Source organism: Roseburia sp. AM51-8 (assembly GCF_003478275.1).
Taxonomy (GTDB): Bacteria; Bacillota; Clostridia; order Lachnospirales; family Lachnospiraceae; genus Pararoseburia; species Pararoseburia lenta.
The window spans coordinates 360201-383142 of the sequence record NZ_QUEY01000002.1 but is presented as its reverse complement, the minus strand read 5'-3'; the positions used below and the strand labels follow the sequence as shown (position 1 = coordinate 383142).

The following is a 22942-nucleotide window of genomic DNA, read 5'->3' as shown; positions in this document are numbered from 1 at the left end:
CTTCTACTTAACCCACTCACTCTTTATCAAAGAATAAATATAGGAATCCCACCACCTTCCATCCATATAATGATGATCCCTTAATACTCCATCTCTATGAAATCCAAATTCCCTTGTATAAAAATCAATCTTTTTTTCATCGTACTCATACAATTCTGTCCATAACTTGTGCAAATTTAATTCATTGAATCCATAATCAAACATCAACCTACAAGCTTCTTTTGCAATCCCCATATCATCGATATATGAATTGTTATAACCTATATAGAGAGACAAGTCTGCATTTCTCTGAATCCAGTTAATATAGCATAAACCACAACACCCCAACAGTTCTCTGCTTTCTTTATCACAAATTGCAAACATAACTGTACTAGCATCTCCTACTACCGCCTTATCAAACCAGTTTTTCTGCATTGACATGTTAAGTTCTCTATATTCTCTAAAATTACGCTTAAAATTCGGTAAATTTCGCCATTCCATAAGCTGCGGTAAATCTTCTTCGCATAATGCTCTCAGCATTACTTTATTTCCTATTAGCATTCAATATCCTCCCATCTGACCTCTGTATCCGGTTCAATATCTCGACACACCTTTTTCCCAATAATCTTTTCTTTTTCATAAGGCATTACCATTCCTTTCTTAGCGGGTCTTAATGGGAAAACATCATCCGCTGTAATTATCTGTCCTGCCTCAATTTTCTTATTAAAATATAATGAACGTCTTTGAACCACTACAGTGTCTTCTTCATTGTCCTCCACTCTCTTTATCCCATCTCCCAATGCCTCATATAACTTTCCAGACTCCTCTACCATTTCTCTCCAAGTCTGAGGATTCATTGAGAATTTATGATCGGGGCCGATACGATCATTGTCATCGGTAAAATGTTTCTCGATAACTCTAGCCCCCATAGCAATAGCTCCCAACACCGTTGCATATCCAAACGTATGATCTGACAATCCCAAAACTACTTCCGGATATTTTCTTTGGTACGTGTTTAAGACATTCAGATTTATATTTTTATAATTTTCTCGACTGGCAGTATAATTCGTATTACATTGCATCAATACAATTTTTCTGCAATTTCGCTCTAAAACCTTCATTGCTCTCTCCACATCCTCCATAGATGACGCACCCGTAGCAAGCAATACAGGCTTTCCCTTTTGTGCTATATAATCTATAATCTCAGTCCATGTAATATCTCCCGAACCTATCTTGAAAGCATTAGAATATTTATCTGCCAAATCCACACTGGCAAAATCATACGGACTGGTCATATATTCTATCCCCACCTCATCACACTTTTCCTTTAATAAGGCAGACCATTCATCTGCCACACTTGCCTCATCATAAACATCATAAACGGATTTCGTCCAATTCTTTTGATGAGAAACTTGTCCACCCATAGAGTCAAATCCATTTCGACTCACAATGGTTCTTGCCTTAAAATTCTGGAACTTTGCACAATCTGCTCCTGCTTCCTTAGCAAGTTCAATCAACTTGTATGCTCTTTCCAGATCTCCATCATGATTCGCAGCAATATCAGCGATAAAATATGGTCGGCAACCATTGCCAATTTTTTTATTTCCAATATAAAAGTTCATAAATTACCTCGTTTCTAAAAATAGCCCAAATACAAATCTCTATGATTATTTATCCATTCTCTCACGTCTTTCATCTGTTGTGCATAATCCTTTGTATGATATTGAATATATTTATTTCCTATTTCTAGGCAAGTATTTTTTCGAGGTTCTGTAACATCCCTTATTGAAATATCTGTTTTCTCAAACACCTCGCAAATCCCCCTAATAAAATTTGCCTTTGAGATGCATTCCTCACTATGCAAATGATATATCCCTCTTAACGGAATTTGGATAGCCAATTCTACAAAATGGGCAAACTCTAAAGATGAAACCCCATTTATTACTACATTTGAATATCCTGCAACTTCTCCTTGCGCAGCCATTACCCAATGAAATAATCCATGCGTTGCCCCATTTATATTGGGTCCCCAAAAATCAGATCTTATCGTCAAATCCTTTTCATTATTTAATTCTCCACGCATCTTTGTTTCGTTGTAGCATCCACTGGCATCACAAATATCCGTTTCTGAATATGGAGCATTGTCGCCTCGAAACACTCCCGCAGTACTCACCTGAAAAATCCTTGTGGATTTCTCCTTATAATATGATTCTAACCAATGTGGAAACTTTGCATTCAATATCTCTGCCATCTCAGGATTATCCTCACTGGCATGGACTAAAAGGGCCGCACAATTAATAACAACATCAAAATGATGTTGTTGCAAATATTCTAAAAATACATTTATATTGCATACGTCTAACAGTGTTGTTTCCTTGCGACATTTTTTTGTTTTTGAGATATCATAAACTTCATACCCGCGTTCAGCCAAATATAATGTCGTTATATGCCCCAGCATCCCTCCAGAGCCAATTACAAGGATTTTCATTCTCGTTACATACCTTTCTTATCCCATTTGTAGGTTATAATACTTTTGTTCAGCGATTTTCCAGTCCTCTTGGCTGTCTATATCTTGCATTTCCAATTCACTTGTTATGATTGGAACCATTTTTCCAACTTTTATCCTCTTATTTTTCATAAAACTGTCTCGTCTAAAAAAATAAAACTGTCCACAATCGTGATAGATCGTCTGTAAATCCTGTGAACGTGAATCAATAAATTCAGGATGTAATAACACAACCATTCCGTTTTCATCAACGATTACACCCCTCTGAGGTGGATATGAATATGCCACAATCGGAAAAACTGTATCAGCCTGTGCACTTCGCATTACTGTAATTGCATCATTAATTTTTTTTGCTGTAACAAATGGTGCTGTTGGATATATACAACAGATTTCATCAAAATACTGTCCCCTTTTCTCATATTCTAATAAAACCTCCATTATCACTTCACTTGTTGTAGCATAATCATTCGATGCTTTTTCGCTTCTGAAAAAAGGCACTTTCGCCCCAAATTTTTTTGCAATCTTAGCTATATCTTCACTATCGGTTGATACCATAACTTCATCAAAAACTCCGCTTTCCAATGCCGCTTTTATCGAATAACTAATAATTGGTAATCCACAAAAATCTTTTATATTTTTTTGAGGAATCCTTTTACTTCCACCCCTTGCCGGAATTATTGCTATTACACTCACTTTTTCACCTTTCCTAATCTATTATTTTACATCCTCTAATAATGTTCTTAATTGCTCCACATTCAACCATTCTGTATTGTTGCCAGAGTTATACTCAAATCCATACTCCAGTTTTTTTCCGCCTGGAATAATCATATCTTCGTGCCACCAATTCATATACGGATAAATCACATAATTCTTATCATACTCGTATGTGTGCATCGCATCCTCTTTTGTAACCATAACTTCATGAAGTTTTTCTCCTTCTCGAATCCCCACTTCTGGCATACTACATCCCGGCAAAATAGCTTGTGCTAAGTCCGTAACTTTAAATGATGGAATTTTTGATATAAAAGTCTCCCCCCCTCGTGCTTCGCAAAGAGCCTTAATCACAAGTTGTACGCCCTCTTCTAAGCTTATCCAAAATCTCGTCATTTTATAATCTGTAATTGGAAGTTCCGTGCCTCCATTTGCCACAACATTTCTGAAAAAAGGAATAACTGACCCTCTGCTTCCTGCAACATTCCCGTATCGAACAATCGAAAAAGTTGTCTTTCTTTGTCCCGAATAACTATTACCTGCAATAAACAGTTTATCAGACACAAGTTTCGTTCCACCATACAAGTTGATTGGATTAACTGCCTTATCTGTAGACAACGCAACTACTTTCTTCACCCCACAGTCTAAAGCTGCATCTATTACGTTAGTAGCACCATTTATATTTGTCTTTATGGCCTCCATTGGATTATACTCACAGGCTGGCACCTGCTTGAGAGCTGCCGCGTGAATCACATAATCCACTCCTTCAAATGCTCTCCTCATTCTATTTAGATCTCTTACATCACCAATGAAATACCGCATAATATCCTCATATTGCTTAAATTTATTTTGCATAATAAATTGCTTATATTCATCGCGTGAATAAATTATGATCTTTTTAGGTTGATAATGTTTTAGTACATATTCAACAAACTGATTTCCAAAAGAACCTGTTCCCCCTGTTACCAATATTGTTTTTCCATTAAGCATATTCCTCTATCTCCTTCTTAAGACTTCTTCCAATTGTACTCTTTCTAATTCATTCAAATATCCACCTCTAGTGGCATTTTTTAAAATCAGATTGTGCTCATCTGCATATTTTTTTGCCGCTCGATATCCACGAATTATTTTTTTTTCCTCATAAATTGATGCTTTAGATACTTGTTTCTTCAAGAAAGATGCTGTAGCTTCCTTATTTGCTTTTTGTTCCACATCTCCCTCCTCATTTTTGACTAGTGAAAACCCCAAATCAGCACCTAACATATATACCTCTTTAAATCCCATATAAAAAGCCAACTGTATTGCTGGATATATCACGGTACTAGATTCATATACAATTTCTGAAAATTCTTCTGAAAAATTAGGAATACGAGCATACGATTCATCAACTAGATTAAAAAAGTACATATTATCATATATATCACCAAAAGGTAGCATTCCGCTACTAATTGCGAAAACTAAATACTCACAATCCTTAGATAGTTTCTCCACTCCATAGTTCTTAATAAACATCTCATACACCACCGGATCTTCTGCAACATAACAATTTGGTCTCCATTTAGTTTCTGAGAAACATTCTACTATAGAATTAACCGAAATAGTAAATTCATCATCTAGCAACTCCAAGTCCTCTATGGTAAGACTAGGTCCGGTTGCTATAACAAAACATCTCTTCCTTCCATTTGCTATATTTTTGAGTTTTTTTATCTTTTCAATTTTGGTCTGCGGATTTAGATTATTATAATTCGCTAAGTGAAATATCTTTCTATTGTCAAACCGTATAATATCCTTATCATCTACTCCAAAGTTCTTCAGTTGATCTTCTATCTCTTTTGCTCTCATAATTGTGCAAATCACAACAATTACCTCAGAATACTTTTTCAATATCTCATACTCATATACTTCTTTGCCTTCCAAACATTTCCCTTGTTTTTCCTCACTATTATCAATATATCCTCTCCATTGAATATTAGAGTGATTCAGGTACTCTCCTACCATAGTTCCATAATATCCTGCAGCCGCAAGAAAAACATTCTCTTTATCATCTATTATTTGACAAAATTCCTTTAATGATGACAACTCATATATCATTTTTCCTCTTTCCTTTAATGCGTATTCAACAAGTTTTTTTAAATTGGGGATTATGTATTATGAATCTATATCAAGTATCACAAAGTATTTTTAATATTATCTCAGCCAACTTCTCACTCGCATTCCCATTAAACACAAGTCCCATTTTCTCATGGAATATGTCCAGCCTATCATCATACTCGTCCTGCCGAAATTCCATAATATCCTCTTCCAACTGCTCATTATCACTTGCAATCGGAAATGGAATTTTTACATCCATCTTCGGTGTAAATTTCTTATTATTTCCCACATTATGTCTCGGTTCTGACGCGATATTCCACATCAATGCCCCTCTGTCCTGGGCATATTTTTGTATATCATCAGCATATATAAATACCGGTATATGTGCAAATCCCGCCTCGAAGCATGCACTTGAGTAATCAGTAATATATGCGTCCATAGCTGCCAGTATCTCATACATATCATCTGCCTGACTTTCATCAATAAGTCTATTCTGTACCTCTGGATTTTTATACTCTCTGAAAGTTGGTGCTAACTGCGGATGAACTCTTATACATACATACCACTCTCCACCAAATTTCTTTTCAAGGTTATCTATCAATCGCTTAAAGTCTATGGACCATATTTCAGAATATACGCTACGAACACCATTCTTGGCCTCCTCTCTGAAGGTTGGTGCAAACATTACAACCTTTGCATATTTAGGTAGGCTATGTTTTTCATAAAACTTAGTTTTTAAATCACTTCTATCTCCGTAAAGTACATCACATCTAGGCGCTCCTGTCTTTAAATACGTTCCCTCATATACCAATGCCTTGTCAAAACACTGTTCACACCAATTTGAATCAATAACCAAATCATCTATCATATCTGAATCATTCTTACTAACAAGGTATGCCATCTTGGAAAATCCTTTTCCTCTTAGCAAACCAGTACTCTTAATTGCAATTGTGTAATGATTGATATTTATATAATATTGTTTTTTTCTTTTACATGTTCCTAATGGTTTTCGGTAATTATCAATCCACACCTTTGATTTGCTGAGCCAATACGCTCTGCTCCACAAAGTATTCGGTACTTTTTTTATGTAGTCTGGAAATTGCTTATTCATATCATTCACAAACCATACAAATTGGCATTCATCATTTATCTCATGTAGCTTTTCTACTAAAGGCTTGGCGTTACATCCAAATCCACCCTTTCCTTCAAATGTGCAGACACTAATAAGATTATTTTTTATTGGAAATATTCTGCATATGTAAAAACATAATCTTTCCCTAAATGCTTTACGTTTTCGTTTATTTATATACTTTTCTTCTTTTGACTTACCCATTGATACAAGTTTCAATGCTGTTCATTCCCTCTTCTATTTTTACCATTCTAAAAAGTTCTTCTGGAATCTTACTGCATACATTCTCATAATCTTCCATAAAATCAATCTCTCCCCAAAATTCTCCATCTGTCGATACTATACTTGGTTTATAGTCCTTATGATTAATCAAATATTCTATTGCGCCTTCAAAATACGAGGTAAATTCTTTTTTCTGCATCAATACTTTTGTAGCATATTTAATATCAACTAACGCTTCTTTTGATATCTTGGCTATCCCAATAAATTCGCCTTCAGCTTCACTACAAGAGATATTTTTACTAATTTCTACAACCTTGTTTTCATCCGTTCTAACTTTCATTGCTTCTTCATCGCATACTTTATAGTCTATTGGAAGAACAATATCTGCGAGTTTATGAATTAACCTATCAAATATAGATGGTGCGCACAACGTATCTGCATGCATATAAATGATATCTTCGTGTATGTACGGCATTCCAATGTAAAATGATCCCAACACATTTACCTGCTCATAAAATGGATTAAACACACACCGTACCCCTGTTATGTTTTTACATAGTTCTTCAATTTTTTCAGACATATACCCTGTCACTACAACGATATCGGTTATTCCATATTCATGCAACAACGCTATGTTATATTCTAGTAGTTTTATCCCTTTTACCTCTACAAATGATTTCGGTTTATCCTTGGTAAGTTGTCCTAATCTACTACCTTTACCCGCTGCCATTATAATTGCTTGCATATTTTCTCCTTCTACTTACATTGACTCAGTATATATAATTTTTATAATATCCGGTTTATCCGCCAATTTATCATTTTGTATATTTCCTGTCACTTTATCGCATAACATATCAACATCCTTTTCTGAGATACCTAGTCGTCTTAAATTATAATCTAACCCCAGATTATTCATAAATTGCTGAAATTCACTTTTTGCCGCTTTGGCATTCCCTGGTTTTGGTAAATCCATATAATATAAAATATTGTTTATTTTGTTTTCGTTTACTCTATATTGATGATATATCCATGACGGATATAAGGCTACCAATCCTTCGGCATGACTGCTTTCTGTTACACCTCCTATCGGATATTGCATTCTATGTGGAAGACATGTTCCAACATTTGCAAGATTTAATCCCATTAACATACTTGCATAACTCAACTGTTCACGAGCATTTATATTATTCGGATTTGCATGAATAATTGGTAAATATTCCGCAACTATTCTTATCGCCTTTTCCGAAAGCATTTCCGAAAACATGTTCGCCTTCTGTGAAACATAAGCTTCTATCGCATGTGCCAGTACATCAAATCCTGTTTCCATTGAAATTTTATCTGGTACAGTCAATGTATATGCCGCATCAACAATTGCAATCTTCGGAATAATATTTTCTCCCCGAATTCCCGTTTTTATTTTTTTCTCACCACTCGTTATAATAGCCCCTTTGCTTAATTCACTCCCTGTTCCTGCTGTTGTCGGGATTGCTATTATCGGTAATGTTTCCTTTCCTGGAATCATACCATTAAATAGATAATTCTCTATGGGATTTTTTGCCCCAATTCCAACTGCAACTGCTTTAGCAGCATCTATAGAACTTCCGCCACCAAATCCTATCACAATATTAACATCAGACTCTCTCCCAATTGAAATTGCTTCCTCTACTTCCGATATTTTAGGATTACCACTTACCTTATCGTACACTAAAACCTGATTAACTCTATTGTTAGTTTTAAGAATATTATACAAACTATCGACATATCCTTTCTTAACTAACGTTCTTCCTGTTGTCACAATCAAGACATTCCCTATGATGTTTTGTGCCTCATCGTTTAATGCTTTTTCAACGATATTGGTTCCAAAATGAATTTTTGTCTTAAGACTAATATTAAAACTCATACTGTTACCCACCTACAAATTTTCTATCTGAATTTCTTTGTCATTTTTTAACTTATCAACCATTTCCTTTCTCTTCTTGAAAAGCGGTTTTAAAGTTTTATATGATTCCTTATATAGCTCATACATATACATATATTTTTTATGATTATCCATATTGGGATTTATAATCATCCTAATAGTAGCAAATTTATCTGCTGCAGCCTTCATACTCGAACATACTCCTTGCTCTTTTAAAACAATCATCGCTGCCCCTGATGCTGTTGTTTCAAACTCTGATAATACAAGAACGTTTTTCCCCAATATATCTGCTTTTATTTGCGAGATTAGATTAATCCTTGCAAGCCCCCCCGAAAGTCTAACATTATCAATGTCCGTTCCATTTTCTTTTATGGCATCTATTATACTTAAATCTATAAATCCTGTGCTTTCAAATACAGCTCTTGTCATATCCTTTCTTGTATGCATTCTTTCAAGACCTAAAAACACACCTCTCGCATCGTCATCCCATATAGGTGTCCTTTCTCCTAACAGATATGGCAAGAAAATCAAACCCCTTGCACCTATATCGGATTCCGCGGCCTCTTTCTCCATTATTTCATATGGATACTCGTCCTTCAAATAATAACATTGTTTTACCCATTCTATCAAACCACCACCAAGATTATTTGATCCACCTACTATATTTGCCTTTTCATTATGGTATGGGATATTGTACACTTTAGAAGAACTACGAGGCTCTCTCTTCGTTAATGTTCTAAAAACCGTCACTGTTCCAGATACATCGCTTGATTCCCCTTCTTCGCAGACCCCACTTCCGATAAATGAGCATATTGCATCATAAGAACTAAGTACCACTCTTGTCTCAGCATTTAATCCCAATTTATGTACTATATCAGGCAAAACACATCCTATGTAAACACCAATATTTTCCACTTTCGGCAATGTCTCATTCTTGATTCCTAGCCTTTTTAATAGTTGTTCTGGATATTCCCTCGTTTCCGCACTATAATGATATTTTATTGCGTTTAAATAATCTGTCACACATTTTCCAGTTAGTTTATAGATCAGAAAATCATTTGGTGTCATAAAGAATTCTGTTTTTTCAAATATTTCAGGTGTATGTTTTTTTACCCAAAATATCTTTGGCAACATTAAACTCGATGACATATCCAACCCTGTTTTTTCAAATGTCGACTGAAATTCTGGCATTTGTTTTATTTCCAATGCTTCTTGTTCTGCCCTCTTATCAGATACCATAAGTGCTCTACCCAACGAATTGCCATACCTGTCAACACAGACAAGGCATGATGCCGACGTTGTAACTGTAATAAAATCTATGTTCTGCGTTCCAGCATCTTTCATGGATTTATGTATAACGATAGCTGCTTTTTCCCACCATTCATTAGGATTCTGTTCTACACATTTATCATTTATGGCTGTATTGATTGCGATTGATGCGCTTCCGATTTTCATACCATTTTCAGCAAATATGATAGAACGTATGCTTTTTAGTCCCATATTAATAACCTTTACATTTTTCATTATTCCACCTCATCCAATAGTTTCATCTTATCTGTAGCCATCTTTTCTATCATATTGTGTATATCATTTTCTACCTTAATAGCCTGAAATCCATCTCTATCAAAGTTTCCATTTTCTATCGAATTCAATATTCCTTCTCTATACGCAACTTTTACATCTGTTGATATATTTATTTTCTTCACACCTTTTATTTGAACAAGTCTTTTTATAATTTCGTCTGACATCCCGCTTCCACCATGTACCACAAATGGTCTGTCTGTTCTATCAGTAACATATTTTACTATGTTGTAATCTAATTTGGGATTACCTTTATATATTCCATGCGCATTTCCAAACGCTACTGCTACCATATCCGCATCAGTTTCTGACAAAAACGTGTCTATTTCTTCTAATCTCACCTTCGTTTCTCCACTACACTCGATGTCATCTTCTGTTCCTTTTATTTGTCCTAATTCTGCCTCAACCACCACGTTTTTATTATGTGCTATTTTGGCAATCTGGTTTGTTATTTTTATATTATTCTGCAAATCCATACTTGACGCATCAATCATAATAGAATCATACCCATTATCAATTGCATCTTTTATTATTCCTTCATCTTTACAGTGATCTAAATGTAACCACGCATTTATATTTTTTGCTTTCGCATACTCTGTGATAAAGTATCTTATGAAACTAACATCAACCTTTTTGTATATACTTACTGACGTCTGTAATATTACATTCTTCTTAAGTACTGCTGCTGCATCTATGATTGCTTTTGCAGAATTAATATCCCATATGTTAAATGCAAATACAATTTCATTTCCTATATAATTCTTCATTTTAAACGTCTCCATACAAATTTTCGTTTATAACTCAAAAAGCCCTGCATCCAAATGCAGGGCTTCATACACAAAACTGTTACACTAGCAATAACACATTCTCCGATATATTCTATAAAGCGACTCCATTCGCACACCTTCAAATGCCTCATACTTCCCAACATTTGTGCTACACAAATCCAATTTGCCTACTGTCCATATCGGTTACATCCTTATCTTTATTAACCTTTCCTTCTAATTTTGCTTTGTCATTTGATTCATAAATTTCCCAGTTCCTCAGATGCAAAACGCTGCGTACAATGGGACAATCTTTTTATTGTCCTCAAACCCAAAATTCTTAGACGAAAGCTTAATTGCATATTCCGGTTTAAACGCATCCATATATACTTTTAGACTCTTCGCTCTTGTATTATCAGCTGATTTTACCTCAATTGGTATAAGCTTCCCTTCACGCTGGATAACAAAGTCTATCTCTGCTCCCCGGTCTGACTGCCAATAATACGTGTTATATCCATTTATGGAAAGCTGTACATTGACATAATTCTCCGCCATACCACCCTTAAAATCGTTGAGTTCCTCCACCATATATAGAATATCATTTGCAATCACATCCTTCTTTGCACATAGAAGTCCCATATCTGATACATAAATTTTGAACGCGTCAATGTCACGATAATTTTCCAGTGGTTTCTTTATCTGCTCAACTCTGTATACCTGAGATACAATACCTGATAAATTCAGCCATTCTATGGCATTTTCAAATTCAGATGCACGTCCGCCTTTTTTTATCAGCTTATATTGAAAACGTGTATTCTTTTTCGATAACTGTACTGTGATGTTATCATAAGCAAGTCTTGTTTTCTTGATTTCGTTCAAGTTGTTATATTTGCTCATGTCATTCAGATAGCTTGCTAGTATCGTATCCTGTGTGTGACGTACCAATATATAATCTTTTGTTTCTGCATATTGCAGCACACACTCTGGCATTCCACCTACAACCAAATATTGTCTATAGAGCATCATCGCATAATCATGCAGAGCAGTCGGCAGCGGTTTATCTGTTTGAAAACTGTTCTTTATCTGATTTACCAAATCGTTTTCTCCCAATGCCAGCATAAATTCCTCAATGTCCATAGGATATAATGTCTTCATATCAACTTTTCCAACCGGAAATGAAAATTTCTGCCGGTTGACTGCAACTCCAAGCAGACTTCCTGCCACAATAATGTGATAATCCGGTGCTTCTTCACAAAAATATTTGAGGGATGTTAACGCCCTTTCGCATAGTTGTACCTCATCAAAAACTATAAGCGTCCTCTCTTTCACTATTGTCTGTCCTGCAATATGAGATAAAATCGGTATCAAATATCCCGGGCTGATATTTTCCTCAAATGTTTCATTCAATTTAGAATTTGTTTCAAAGTTGAAGTATGCTACATTGTCATAGTGTGTTCGACCAAATTCCAAAATTGAATATGTCTTACCCACCTGTCTCGCCCCCTGTAATATAAGAGGTTTGCGATGTTCACTTTCTTTCCATTGCTCTAAAAAATCTGTAATCTTCCTATACATAATCTCTCCTCCTTACGGGTCCTGATTACAATATAGTAAATACTCGTGTAAATTTCAATGGTATTTTTTTGATTATTCGCATTATTTTACATGTCTATTTTTAATTATTTACATTTTTCTACATGTTTCTCCCAATCTCACATATCGTCCGAAGCACTTCCCCTCTCACTCCTCTGGGAAAGCTATTCATACATGGGAACGTCTCAAAACTCAAAGTTCCATCAAAGCCAACTTCATCCAATGCCTTGGAAAAATCTTGCCAATCCACTCCATCCTCCGGCTTTTTACCAAAGGTATATGGCATCTGGTGCAAGTCCCCAATGGCGTCATTTTCATGCATATGCAAAATTTTTAATCTGTTTCCGACTTTCCTCACATAGTCTGCCGGTGTCCGGTGAACCAGTTCCATATGTCCGGTATCCAGGCAACATCCGAACAGTTCTTCTCCTGCCAGCTGATTCAAGGTATCCACATACCAGATTGCCTCCGCCGGATCGGCACAGGTTCCCTCTGTAATACGCCCACCTACACTTTGATACAAATTCTCCACACACACACCTGCATGATGTTCTTTTAACATCGGAATCAGGGAACGGAAAAACTCCAGATTCATAGCCCGTTCCGTCTCACTCCCATAGAGATACTGTAGTTTAAATGGATGCATCACCACCCAGGGAATCTCCATCATTCCTGCTATGGCAATACTTTTTGGAATCACTACAGACTGCATATATTCCGTTATATCCGGTCTCGTAGGAACCAGGATCGGATAAGGTGCGTGCATCTGCGATGGTTTTATACCATACTTTTCAAACGTATCTTTATACTCACCAAAATATTTGAGCAAATCATCCAAATCCGCATCAAAAAAAGAATTTATTTTTCCTGCATACACATCTGAATTTTTAAGAAAGGTATCCAGGTTAAAATCCACTCTCTCAAAACCGGCGGAGGCAATCAGCGCTACTCCTTCCTCCAATCCCATTTCCGGTAATATCCCTTTTGTCTGTACTCCTACTTTTATCATATCATTTCCTTCTAGACAAAGTATCTGTCCTGAAACTCATTATATGTTATCCCCATCTCCCGAAGTTGTGTGCCAATGGCATCATAATACATACAACAGATCACCACGTTTCTTTCTTCCTCCGGCACAGCCAAAATTTCCTGTGGATTTTTTACCGGAACACCCAGAATTTCCGTATTCCATCTGGCCGATCCATTGTCCACCGCAAAGTAGGGAGGATACTGTTCTCCGAAGACCCGCATATACTCTCCAAGCATCTTGCCTGCACCAAATAAAATCAGTTTTTTATCCGGTTGGTTTAATACCCGTTCTGCAAAGGTGTACTGGCTTTCCCATTCTGTAACAAGCCCACGAAGCAATCGAATAAATTGCGTCTGCAATTTTTCCGGACATCTTCCAAACAATCCTATAGTGTCAAAAATCATCCAGCCTTGAAAGTCCATACGGATTAACTGACCGATAATATGATACCAGTCTGTCACCAGTTCCCCTCTCCCCTTTGTAAAGGTATAAGGCATCTGTCTATCGTTTTTCATACCACCATTATCATTGGCATGAATCATACACAAATATTCCCGGCATTGATGCAGTTGGCTGCGAATATTTTTTGCCAGAAGATTTCCATATCCGATATTATAGCAAATCCCCACCATAGGTCGTTCACAAAGCCTATTACAATAATCCGCGATTCTCTTCAAACCGGACACATCGGAATAAACACTATGAATATAACCGGATATATCATCTCCTTGACATCCGTTTTCAATAAAAATTGGGATGCCATAATCCACAAGCATCATAGCACATTCTTCCACAATCTCTTCCAATATTCCCGGTTTGCAATTCATAGTCTCCAGTACCAGATAATTTCCCTGGTATTTTTTACACGCCTCCAACAACGCATACAACTTATCTGACACCACATCCTGTAAGGGATATGTCAAACCTGAGACTCGCAACAGACGGCTCTCTCCCTCCTTCTTCTCGTAGGTGGGTAAACCGTTTCTTTCAATCAACTCATAGGGAATTTCCGCATATGAGAATCCACCCTCTGCAATTGCCTCCATCTTTAATGATGGCATATATTGTACACCTGATAACATCTTTTTCCCCCAACAGATTTACTACTTTTTACTAGTTTGTCCAAGATAGCGCTCCGGCACATTGGTAAATATATCTGTAGTTCCCAACAGACAGTACTCTCGCAAATCCATATCTGGTAACCGCTTGCTCTGTCCATACAATGGTTCTGTGCCATTATACATTCTCACCGGGATAGATAACCCCATCAACTTTTTAACATCATCTGCATTCACCGGCATGCCCAAATTTCCCGGATGAATAGCATCTGCCTGCAACTGATGAAACCCATCAAGACAACTGTGATAATCTCCCGCCAAAGGCGCAATCTCAGCTTCGGATTCTATACTTCGCACCACCTCCAGTGACTTATGATTAAAGGAAGAATAGACAATATAACTGCTAAGTCCATAGTCTCTTGCCAAGTCCATTACTTTCTGTTCCATACCCTCATATGGAATAATGCTATTTTTAATTCAATATTGATTTGAAGTCCATCTCTTATGCAATATGGTCTCAGCAGTTCAAATACTTCTTTTAACATAGGAATCTGCAGTTTTTCATCTTGACCGGAGCCTGTAATAGATAATTCTCGTAATTCTTCCAAACTGAAATCACATACACGCCCGCATCCATCTGTTGTCCGGTCAACCCGTTCGTCATGAATCACCACAATCTCCCCATCACGGCTCAACTGCACATCCAATTCGATTCCCGTAATCCCTGGTAGTTCTGCCGCTTTCTTAAAAGCAAGCAATGTGTTTTCCGGATATGCCATACTACATCCCCGGTGTGCCCAGATTTTCACATCCGCCTTGTTGTATTCGGATTCGTTAGCGCTATTCTTCCCTTTTTCATCCTGTTCCAGACGAAAATGCTCTATTATTTCCGCCAGCCAGATACTTTCTTCTGCACTTACCGCTGAACTTTCCTCACCTTGAATCTTCTTCACAAATTCTGCAATCTCATATCGCAATCCCGCTCCATCAAAGGGCTTTTCATATATCTCCACCTGATTGGGATCTTCGTGATGTACTTCAATGTGTTTTGTCAACCACCAAGGAGATGGTACCCGAAGATATCCCCTGTCTCCGGAAATAATCAGTTCCCCTTCTGACTTTACCCCTAATCCCGTCTTTACAGTTGCCACGTGATTATGATAAGTAAACATCATCTTAGTGTAGGAATCATGCTGTGGTGCCCCTTCCAACGAAAATGTATGTATCTCTGGTTTTTCTCCCTGCGTCCCATAAATTTTCATAATAGGGAGTAACACATAACTCCCCAGTTCCACAAAGCTTCCTCCGTATGCACTCCACATCTCCCGTCCCGCTGCAGAACCGATTTTGGTAAAAGTAGCATCAATATCCCGGACAGTTCCAATCGCTCCATCCATAACCAGATATAGCAATTTCTGAAATCCCGGACAATAAGCTGTCTTAATGGCCTCCATACAAACCAGATGCTTTTCATTTGCCAGTGCAAATATGTCCTCTGCCTCCTGCTTGGTGACCGCCATAGGTTTTTCACAAATTACATGCTTATTATGCTGTAAGGCCTGTATAGTATAAGACACATGATATTCGTGAGGCGATGCCACATAAACCGCATCCACTTTATGATAAAAAGCTTCCACATCATCTGTAAGTAAAATATCTTCTTCACCGGATATCTTCTTTTTCGCTGCAAACCATCGTACACTCTCCATATGCCTGTTATAGATGGCTGCCACCTGTATGCCTTCCACATACAGGCTTTCATCCCAGAATCGCTCTGCAATTCTTCCGGTCCCGACGATGCCAATGCTAATACCTGCTTTTTCCATGCAATAACCTGTCCTTCTCTCTCATAAATGCCTCTGTGATTCCTGCCATAGCAATGGCTTCTTCTGCCTTTAATTTATAACCATTTCGATCCACTCCGTTTATCTTGGACACAAAATCACTGATTTCATAACGAAAGCCTTCCCCTTGGAATGTCGGCTCAAAGACTTCTACCTTCCCGGGTCTTCGTAATGCACTTCAAATCTCCTGGTAAGCCACCAAGGAGATGGTGCCAGAATATAGCCATTGGTACCGGCAATTACCAGTTGTCCTTCTGACTTCACCGCCACACCATTTTTTGCCAATGCCATAGCATCGTCATATGTCAGACTCACCTTGGTATATACATCCACACCTTTATCATCAAAAAGAATGTCAAAATGCACATCTTTATACTCTGTCCCTAATAGTTTGATTGCCGGTAATAAAGTGTAACTACTAAATTCCAAGAAACTGCCACCATAGGATGCATCTGACCGCTCTCTAGAGTCCATAGTTGCAAGTCTGGTAAAACATGCCTCCACATCACGGATTTCTCCAATCCTGCCACTTTTTGCAACGTTCAAAAGCTGACCAAATCCCGGACAATAGGCTGTCTTAACCGCCTCCATCAACACTATTTGATGTTCTTTGGCATAGCCATACAACTCCTCTGCCTCTCTTTTGGTAAAGGCAACCGGTTTTTCACATAAGACATGTTTTCCACTTTCCAAAGCCTGTTTTGCATATTCGTAGTGGGTTTCATTGGGAGATGCAATATAGACAGCATCCACCTGATCCAAAAAATCCTCGTATGTATCGTGGTAGTTTGGAATGTCGTGTCGGTTGTCCCAGGCATAGGTGTCGATAATCTCCGGGTTATAGGTACATCGGATATTGATACCACTAACATACTTTGCCTCTGCAATAAATCGCGGAACAATACGCCCTGTTCCCACAATACCCACATTAATAATCTGAAATTTATTTTTCCGAAGCATGCTGGAGGAGATATCCGGTGTGCGTTCCAGGTAGACGACCTGACAAAACTGCTTCAGATAATCAAAATTTCCAATCCAATCAGATCCCACCGTAAAAATATCCACCCCATACTTTTGGATATCTTCGATCTTTTGTCCCTCGTGATCCTCAATTATAATTTCATCCGCAAAACCAGTCTTTCGCACATTTTCAATTCGTTCCATAATCGAATCCACCACATTCACTTTGCCTCTGGCCTCGTCAAAGTGCTCTGTGGTAACACCTACTATCAGATAGTCTCCTAATGCCTTTGCCCGTTCTAGCAATCTGTAGTGTCCTTCATGGAATAAATCAAAAGTCCCATAAGTAATTACCTTCTTCATCTGTTCCTCCATGATTCTAATAAATCATCCTTGATTTATCTATAATCTATCTATAGTTTTCTGCCACCTTCATATCGATTATCTGTTCCATCATTTCATCTGAAAGTTGCTGATGGAATTCTCTTTCCATAACTTCTTTTAGCCCCTGCATCTGTTCCTTATAGAACGGATAATCATGTGAACTTCCGACATTTTTAGGAATCATATAATCAGAGCCGTAATTGCATTTTAAAATACCATCATAACCACTTGGAACCGGTATTGTTGTATTTTCAAAAGGCATCTCTATATCCCTATTATACCAATCCCGTTTGCAGTGATACCAGTCCCAATCCGCGGCCAATGCCATCATACAACTTACTTCCGGTGTATCTTCATCAATATATTGGGCGGATACCAAATCAAATGCTCTCTTAACTTCATGACGCAATCTATTTTGATAGTCTACCTCTATTCCCAATGTCTTTTCCATATTTTGAATCAGCGAAATATCATCCTGACTATAAGGTGCTTCTTCCGGAATACTCGCCTCTATCTTCAAAAGTAATTTTAACAGGTCCACCTGATTTTTTAATTTCTTTTCATCCATCGGAATATTATCGATAGGAAAAATGTCAATTCCAACAACATAAGGACAACCATAGAATTTTTGCAAAATGCGGATTCGAAATTCATATGCCGACCATTGATGATACGTGCTTTCACAATATCATATGTGGGATCATTATAGACGCTCTTCAACTCATACCAATGATCCAACAAACCGGGGGCTTCCTGCAAAAAGCGCATATAATCCTTTCGCATCATACAAATATCCATATCATCATCCCATGGAATAAACCCATGATGACGCACAGCGCCGAGCATCGTACCCCAATCTGCCCAAAATGGAATTTTCAGTTTCTGACATACTCTCCCAATCTCTTCTAAAACCACAAGCTGAGCTGCCCACACTCGTTTCATCATAGATGAAACCACAAATCCCTCGCGTTCTTCCTCTTGAAAATAGTCCTCCGTAAACTGTAGCATTCTTTTCTCCTACCCCTTGATAAATGAAGCGATCAAATCATCGCATACTATCAACTGTTCTTTATATTTTTCCAGTTTATCCAATGCATCCTGACGGATTGATGGACGATAACAAATAACAATTTCCTCCGTATCACCCACCACAATCTCATTGATATTAAATACCGGAATATCTTCGACCTTTTCCGGATTCTCGGATTCTTCACTAATCAGAAGTCCTATGACCGGACAATGCATCTGCTTTAATGCCCGATACATTCTACGACTATCATTTCTGGCGCCATAGACATATAAACCAGTTTTCTTTTCAATATTCCGCATAAAATCATCCCTATTCGCGACCACCGTATGATAGGTTTCCGGCGCCGTAATAGGTGCATCGCCATTTGAAAGATTGATGACAACACCAATCCCCATCCATCGATTTGGGAACTGTGAAAAAACCATCTTTGGCAAGCCCGGTGTCATTGTGCACACTTCTTCCCAGGTACGCACTGTCCCCCCTTTTTGCGAATCATATTCGTGAGCGTATATATCATGAAAGCAAACCATCTTCTTCGCATATTGTCCCACATTCAGATAGTCTGCCATAGAGCCTTCATAACTATGATCCGCATCGATAAAAACAAAATCATACTGCTGGGCAATAAAATCTGCAGTAGTATTTGGAATATGTTTTTTCAAGCAGGGAAGCACTTGTTGAAATTCTTCAAATCCATCCAAGTAATCTGCAATATCCACCATATGATAAACTAGATTCGGGCACATACGATACAGTACCGCACAAATAAAATACGAACTTCTTCCCCTATATACTCCCACCTCTAACGCGGTATGTATTTCTTGTTCTGACAAAAAAAGGCAAAAACTTGCAAGTTCCCCGGGCACTTGTATCATTCCATTTTCTGTATAAATTGGTTTGTCATCCAGTTCCTGCAGCCATGCCAACGGTGTGATTCCAAATTCATTAATTCTATCCAACAGAAATTTCAGATTATGGATTTCTTCGTCTGTAGCATGGATTATTTTATTAATTACCTGTATCTGTCTTTCAATATCCTGCATCATTCTTCCCCCAAAATATATTTGTATCCTATTGGTATCGATATTGTTATTTCCTCAAATGGTTTTTCAACTGTTTCTTCAAACCAAGATTTTGCATAGATTCTATCCATATTATTCTGCAGTTCTGCAGACACCCTTACCATCGTTGTCTCTGGCTCCTTATACGCCATAGCTACCATATCTGCACATCTGATAAATTCTCTTCGTAAATCAGCCTCTTCATTTATATCCACATCTGAAATTTGCCGCCACTCTTGTACCACATGCAAAACATCTTCAGAATATGGCGGTAGTGACGGCATGGTGTTAGCTGTCTTTAGTAATTCTTTTATATACATAGTGCTCATATTACGTTTTTGAGGTTCCATTGGCACATCATCAATTGCTGTTACACATACTGCTACCATATGTAGACAGCCGTGAAATCTCCCCTCATATTCCTGCTCATTTACCAGATACGAATCGGACATAACATAACATCGCATATCCTCATGTCTTTCATTCACATACACATTGCTATAGTCAAACCAAACTCCCAAATCCGTCTTCAGCAAGTCAAGAAATCTCTCATAATCAGATCTCTGCATGGCCAAGTCTATATCTTCTATACCCGGCATAAATCCATGATACTCTACTGCCCCACGCAATGTATCCCCGTATGCGTAGTATTTTATATCGTACTTAGTGCATATTCTTTGAATTTCTGCCAAAACCTCCAGCATAGCTGCCGGTATTTTATCAAGACTTGTTGGCACCGCGCTTTCTGATGTTTTGTTTATAAAATCGACATAATAATGACTGGTTGCTTTCTCTATGTAAATCCTCTGTTCCGTAATATCTTCCGTCTCTCCCTTACCATACAATTCTCTAATATACGAATTATAAAATGGATAATTATGTCCTCCTCCTATGTTAGCCGGCACCATATAGTTTTCTCCATATTTGGCGCGAAGAATCTCGTCATAACCTACAGGCACCGGAACCATAATATTTTCAAAAGGCATCATAATCATCTCTTTATACGCCGTCTCCGAAATAAAATAATTGTCATATGCCACTAAACAGGTTGCCTGTGTTAACATCCTACCATCTTCCGGTCCATACATTCCTGAAACTTCCTCTATAAGGATTAGCAACTCCAGTTCAGTTGGATATGTCTGGGAAAACTTCATACTACAGTGTTCCTCAATCATTCTGACTCCACGAACATAACGCGCATAATGTTTTTCATATTCATCTGATGAAAATTCATTCTCCCTAAGCCACTTTCTATCATTATATACTGCGGCAATTTCCATCAATATATTCTTCTGCTCTTTCCGTAGTTCTTCATCATCAGGGCATAATCGATTATAAACACGTCAACTCCTATCGGAAAAGGAAAGCCTCTATGCGCCTTTAAGTTACCTCTGCTTAGACTTATTCTGCCTTTTGTGGAGACCCTTGCAGCATGCATTCCCCAACCTTCTGTGTTAATTTTATCGTGGAGCGTCAATCCCTCATATTGTTCTATCACTTCACGAAACCGTATATAGTCCCCCCTAAGCATTCCAATATCAGCAGCATCATCCCATGGTATATAACCATGATGCCTTACGGCCCCAAGTAAAGTTCCCCAATCCACAAAATACTTTATGTCATATGTACGACATATTTCTCCAATCAAGTCTAACAGTTCCAGCTGTGCTGCCCAGGCATTTTTCATCATCGGCTCAATATAAAAGCTATTTCTTGTCTCAGGCTCAAAAAATGAGGGCTCAAATTCCAGCCTATCTAACAAAACGTCTCCTGCCGTTTTCTCCTCTTCCACGTTTATTTCATACAATTGAGCAATATAATCATAAACTCCTGTTTTTCTCAAAAGTTCCCTGATATATGTATGGTTCTCTATATATTCTTTATGCTTCGTCACCAGTTCACATTGGAGTGTATACCCTGCCAGTTCTTCTCTTCTTTCTCTCTCTAAATATGCCATTTCATTACATATCTCTTTGTTTGCTATAAGTTGCAATAAATCTGTTCTTTCCTCATGAATTACTGCCACCACAATATATAATAACATCTCTGAGATATTATCCCGATTAAAAAAGATGTATCCCCCAAGTTGTCCATCTGCAAACTGCAGAGGATCTCTTTTATAATATCTATAGGCATTAATTACCTTTGTAACCTGTTCACAAACTTTATCATACTGTCCAATCATAAAATATGCTTTTACGAGAAACTGGCGTACGCCAAACTTTTGATAAGGATAAAGATTGTTGCAAACAAATTCCTGACCCGTAGCAATCAACTTCTCCCAGGATTGTTCCATTGCAAGACAGTACAACAAATCCGTGTGAAGCATATCCCAATATTTGGAATCGCTCGGTTTCTTAATCGCTTGATAACAGATATCTGCTGATTTTTTCCAGTCCTTCACCATCCAGTAATTTGCAGCGTATTGGTGCCAAAGCCGCATATCCTGTGGTTTTTCCTTACATTCAAGTTCCAGGAGCTTGCCATTGCGCATAAATTTAGCCTGTTGTTCTGCTTCATTTTTATAAACATAACCAAGATGATGAGCTATTACGTTCAATTGTTTCTTTTTTCTGACTCTGATTCCGGCATAGGCTTCGTGAACACGATTTTCAAAATGTAATTCGGGACTAATCCGTATAATCCTGTCAACAGCATAATCCATATAGCCGGACATATCCATATCAGAATAATTGCGCTGGTAGTACAATACCACGTCATAATCCCTCTGCTCCTCTGACATAAAAAATTCGGCTAGTTTCTCTGCCTTCTCTAACCATTCATCATCATCAAGATACATAAACCATTCTCCGCGAGCCACCTTTAACCCCACATTTCTGGCTGCAGAAAAATCATTGATCCAGGTAAACTCCATAATCTGGTCCGTGTACTGCTCTATCAGCCTGCGCACCTCGGGCTTGCAACCTGTATCCGTCAGAATCAGTTCTGATGGAACCAGTCTCATCAGCGGCTGAATGGAATCCAGACATCTCTTTACGTCATTGTACTCACCTGATATTAATATAGATATTGTAAGTATTGGATTATGCATATATCTATTCTCCTATTCATCTAAAAAAG

22 protein-coding genes are annotated in these 22942 nt (G+C 37.7%); all 22 read right to left on the bottom strand.

Translation table 11 applies throughout. From position 1 onward, the window contains the following. Positions 1-3: 3 nt before the first annotated feature. Positions 4-540, bottom strand: coding sequence for a GNAT family N-acetyltransferase (locus tag DW996_RS05540; protein ID WP_118535111.1), 537 nt, complete (start codon positions 538-540; stop codon positions 4-6). Then, on the bottom strand, positions 534-1601 hold the full coding sequence (locus DW996_RS05535; protein ID WP_118535110.1) for an N-acetylneuraminate synthase family protein: 1068 nt from the start codon (positions 1599-1601) through the stop codon (positions 534-536). The genes DW996_RS05540 and DW996_RS05535 overlap by 7 nt, the downstream gene beginning before the upstream one ends. Before the next feature lie 14 nt (positions 1602-1615). Further along, entirely contained in the window at positions 1616-2467 is an 852-nt protein-coding gene (locus DW996_RS05530) for a sugar nucleotide-binding protein (protein ID WP_118535109.1), read from the bottom strand. Positions 2468-2485: 18 nt separating this feature from the next. Beyond that, on the bottom strand, positions 2486-3178 hold the full coding sequence (gene pseF, locus DW996_RS05525) for a pseudaminic acid cytidylyltransferase (protein WP_118535108.1): 693 nt from the start codon (positions 3176-3178) through the stop codon (positions 2486-2488). Between the two features lie 21 nt (positions 3179-3199). Further along, on the bottom strand, positions 3200-4186 hold the full coding sequence (gene pseB, locus DW996_RS05520) for a UDP-N-acetylglucosamine 4,6-dehydratase (inverting) (protein WP_118535107.1): 987 nt from the start codon (positions 4184-4186) through the stop codon (positions 3200-3202). Positions 4187-4192: 6 nt separating this feature from the next. After that, complete coding sequence (locus DW996_RS05515) at positions 4193-5287, bottom strand: 6-hydroxymethylpterin diphosphokinase MptE-like protein (protein WP_118535106.1); 1095 nt, start codon at positions 5285-5287, stop codon at positions 4193-4195. A gap of 70 nt (positions 5288-5357) precedes the next feature. After that, on the bottom strand, positions 5358-6635 hold the full coding sequence (locus DW996_RS05510) for a CDP-glycerol glycerophosphotransferase family protein (protein ID WP_147403532.1): 1278 nt from the start codon (positions 6633-6635) through the stop codon (positions 5358-5360). Then, the gene (locus DW996_RS05505; RefSeq protein ID WP_118535104.1) at positions 6613-7383 is read right to left on the bottom strand and encodes a phosphocholine cytidylyltransferase family protein; all 771 of its coding nucleotides are present in this window, start codon (positions 7381-7383) and stop codon (positions 6613-6615) included. The genes DW996_RS05510 and DW996_RS05505 overlap by 23 nt, the downstream gene beginning before the upstream one ends. A 15-nt stretch (positions 7384-7398) precedes the next feature. After that, complete coding sequence (locus tag DW996_RS05500) at positions 7399-8538, bottom strand: iron-containing alcohol dehydrogenase (RefSeq protein WP_118535103.1); 1140 nt, start codon at positions 8536-8538, stop codon at positions 7399-7401. Between the two features lie 12 nt (positions 8539-8550). After that, entirely contained in the window at positions 8551-10080 is a 1530-nt protein-coding gene (locus DW996_RS05495; RefSeq protein WP_118535102.1) for an FGGY-family carbohydrate kinase, read from the bottom strand. Further along, on the bottom strand, positions 10080-10904 hold the full coding sequence (locus DW996_RS05490; protein ID WP_158575226.1) for a class II fructose-bisphosphate aldolase: 825 nt from the start codon (positions 10902-10904) through the stop codon (positions 10080-10082). Before DW996_RS05490 ends, DW996_RS05495 begins: the two co-directional genes overlap by 1 nt. 276 nt (positions 10905-11180) lie before the next feature. Continuing rightward, positions 11181-12476: an ATP-binding protein gene (locus DW996_RS05485; protein ID WP_118535100.1), complete on the bottom strand. Its 1296-nt coding sequence runs from the start codon at positions 12474-12476 to the stop codon at positions 11181-11183. Positions 12477-12594: 118 nt separating this feature from the next. Next, positions 12595-13503 (bottom strand): sugar phosphate isomerase/epimerase family protein, encoded by a 909-nt coding sequence (locus DW996_RS05480; RefSeq protein ID WP_118535099.1) that lies wholly within the window; start codon positions 13501-13503, stop codon positions 12595-12597. Positions 13504-13514: 11 nt separating this feature from the next. Continuing rightward, positions 13515-14585, bottom strand: a complete 1071-nt coding sequence (locus DW996_RS05475; RefSeq protein ID WP_147403531.1) for a sugar phosphate isomerase/epimerase family protein — start codon at positions 14583-14585, stop codon at positions 13515-13517. Positions 14586-14627: 42 nt separating this feature from the next. Continuing rightward, positions 14628-15029, bottom strand: a complete 402-nt coding sequence (locus DW996_RS05470) for a hypothetical protein (RefSeq protein WP_118535097.1) — start codon at positions 15027-15029, stop codon at positions 14628-14630. Continuing rightward, positions 15014-16408, bottom strand: a complete 1395-nt coding sequence (locus tag DW996_RS05465) for a glycerophosphodiester phosphodiesterase family protein (RefSeq protein ID WP_118535096.1) — start codon at positions 16406-16408, stop codon at positions 15014-15016. The genes DW996_RS05470 and DW996_RS05465 overlap by 16 nt, the downstream gene beginning before the upstream one ends. Before the next feature lie 168 nt (positions 16409-16576). Beyond that, the gene (locus tag DW996_RS13600) at positions 16577-17749 is read right to left on the bottom strand and encodes a Gfo/Idh/MocA family oxidoreductase (protein WP_199642625.1); all 1173 of its coding nucleotides are present in this window, start codon (positions 17747-17749) and stop codon (positions 16577-16579) included. A 46-nt stretch (positions 17750-17795) separates the two neighbouring features. Beyond that, the gene (locus tag DW996_RS05455; protein ID WP_118535095.1) at positions 17796-18338 is read right to left on the bottom strand and encodes a hypothetical protein; all 543 of its coding nucleotides are present in this window, start codon (positions 18336-18338) and stop codon (positions 17796-17798) included. Beyond that, positions 18320-18778 carry a LicD family protein gene (locus DW996_RS13595; RefSeq protein WP_118535094.1) on the bottom strand — a complete coding sequence of 153 codons (459 nt, stop codon included), beginning with the start codon at positions 18776-18778 and terminating at the stop codon, positions 18320-18322. Before DW996_RS13595 ends, DW996_RS05455 begins: the two co-directional genes overlap by 19 nt. A gap of 9 nt (positions 18779-18787) precedes the next feature. Continuing rightward, positions 18788-19846, bottom strand: a complete 1059-nt coding sequence (locus tag DW996_RS05445; RefSeq protein ID WP_118535093.1) for a class I SAM-dependent methyltransferase — start codon at positions 19844-19846, stop codon at positions 18788-18790. Further along, positions 19843-21141 (bottom strand): LicD family protein, encoded by a 1299-nt coding sequence (locus DW996_RS05440; protein WP_118535092.1) that lies wholly within the window; start codon positions 21139-21141, stop codon positions 19843-19845. The genes DW996_RS05445 and DW996_RS05440 overlap by 4 nt, the downstream gene beginning before the upstream one ends. Further along, complete coding sequence (locus tag DW996_RS05435; RefSeq protein ID WP_118535091.1) at positions 21141-22913, bottom strand: LicD family protein; 1773 nt, start codon at positions 22911-22913, stop codon at positions 21141-21143. The genes DW996_RS05440 and DW996_RS05435 overlap by 1 nt, the downstream gene beginning before the upstream one ends. Positions 22914-22942: the final 29 nt, after the last annotated feature.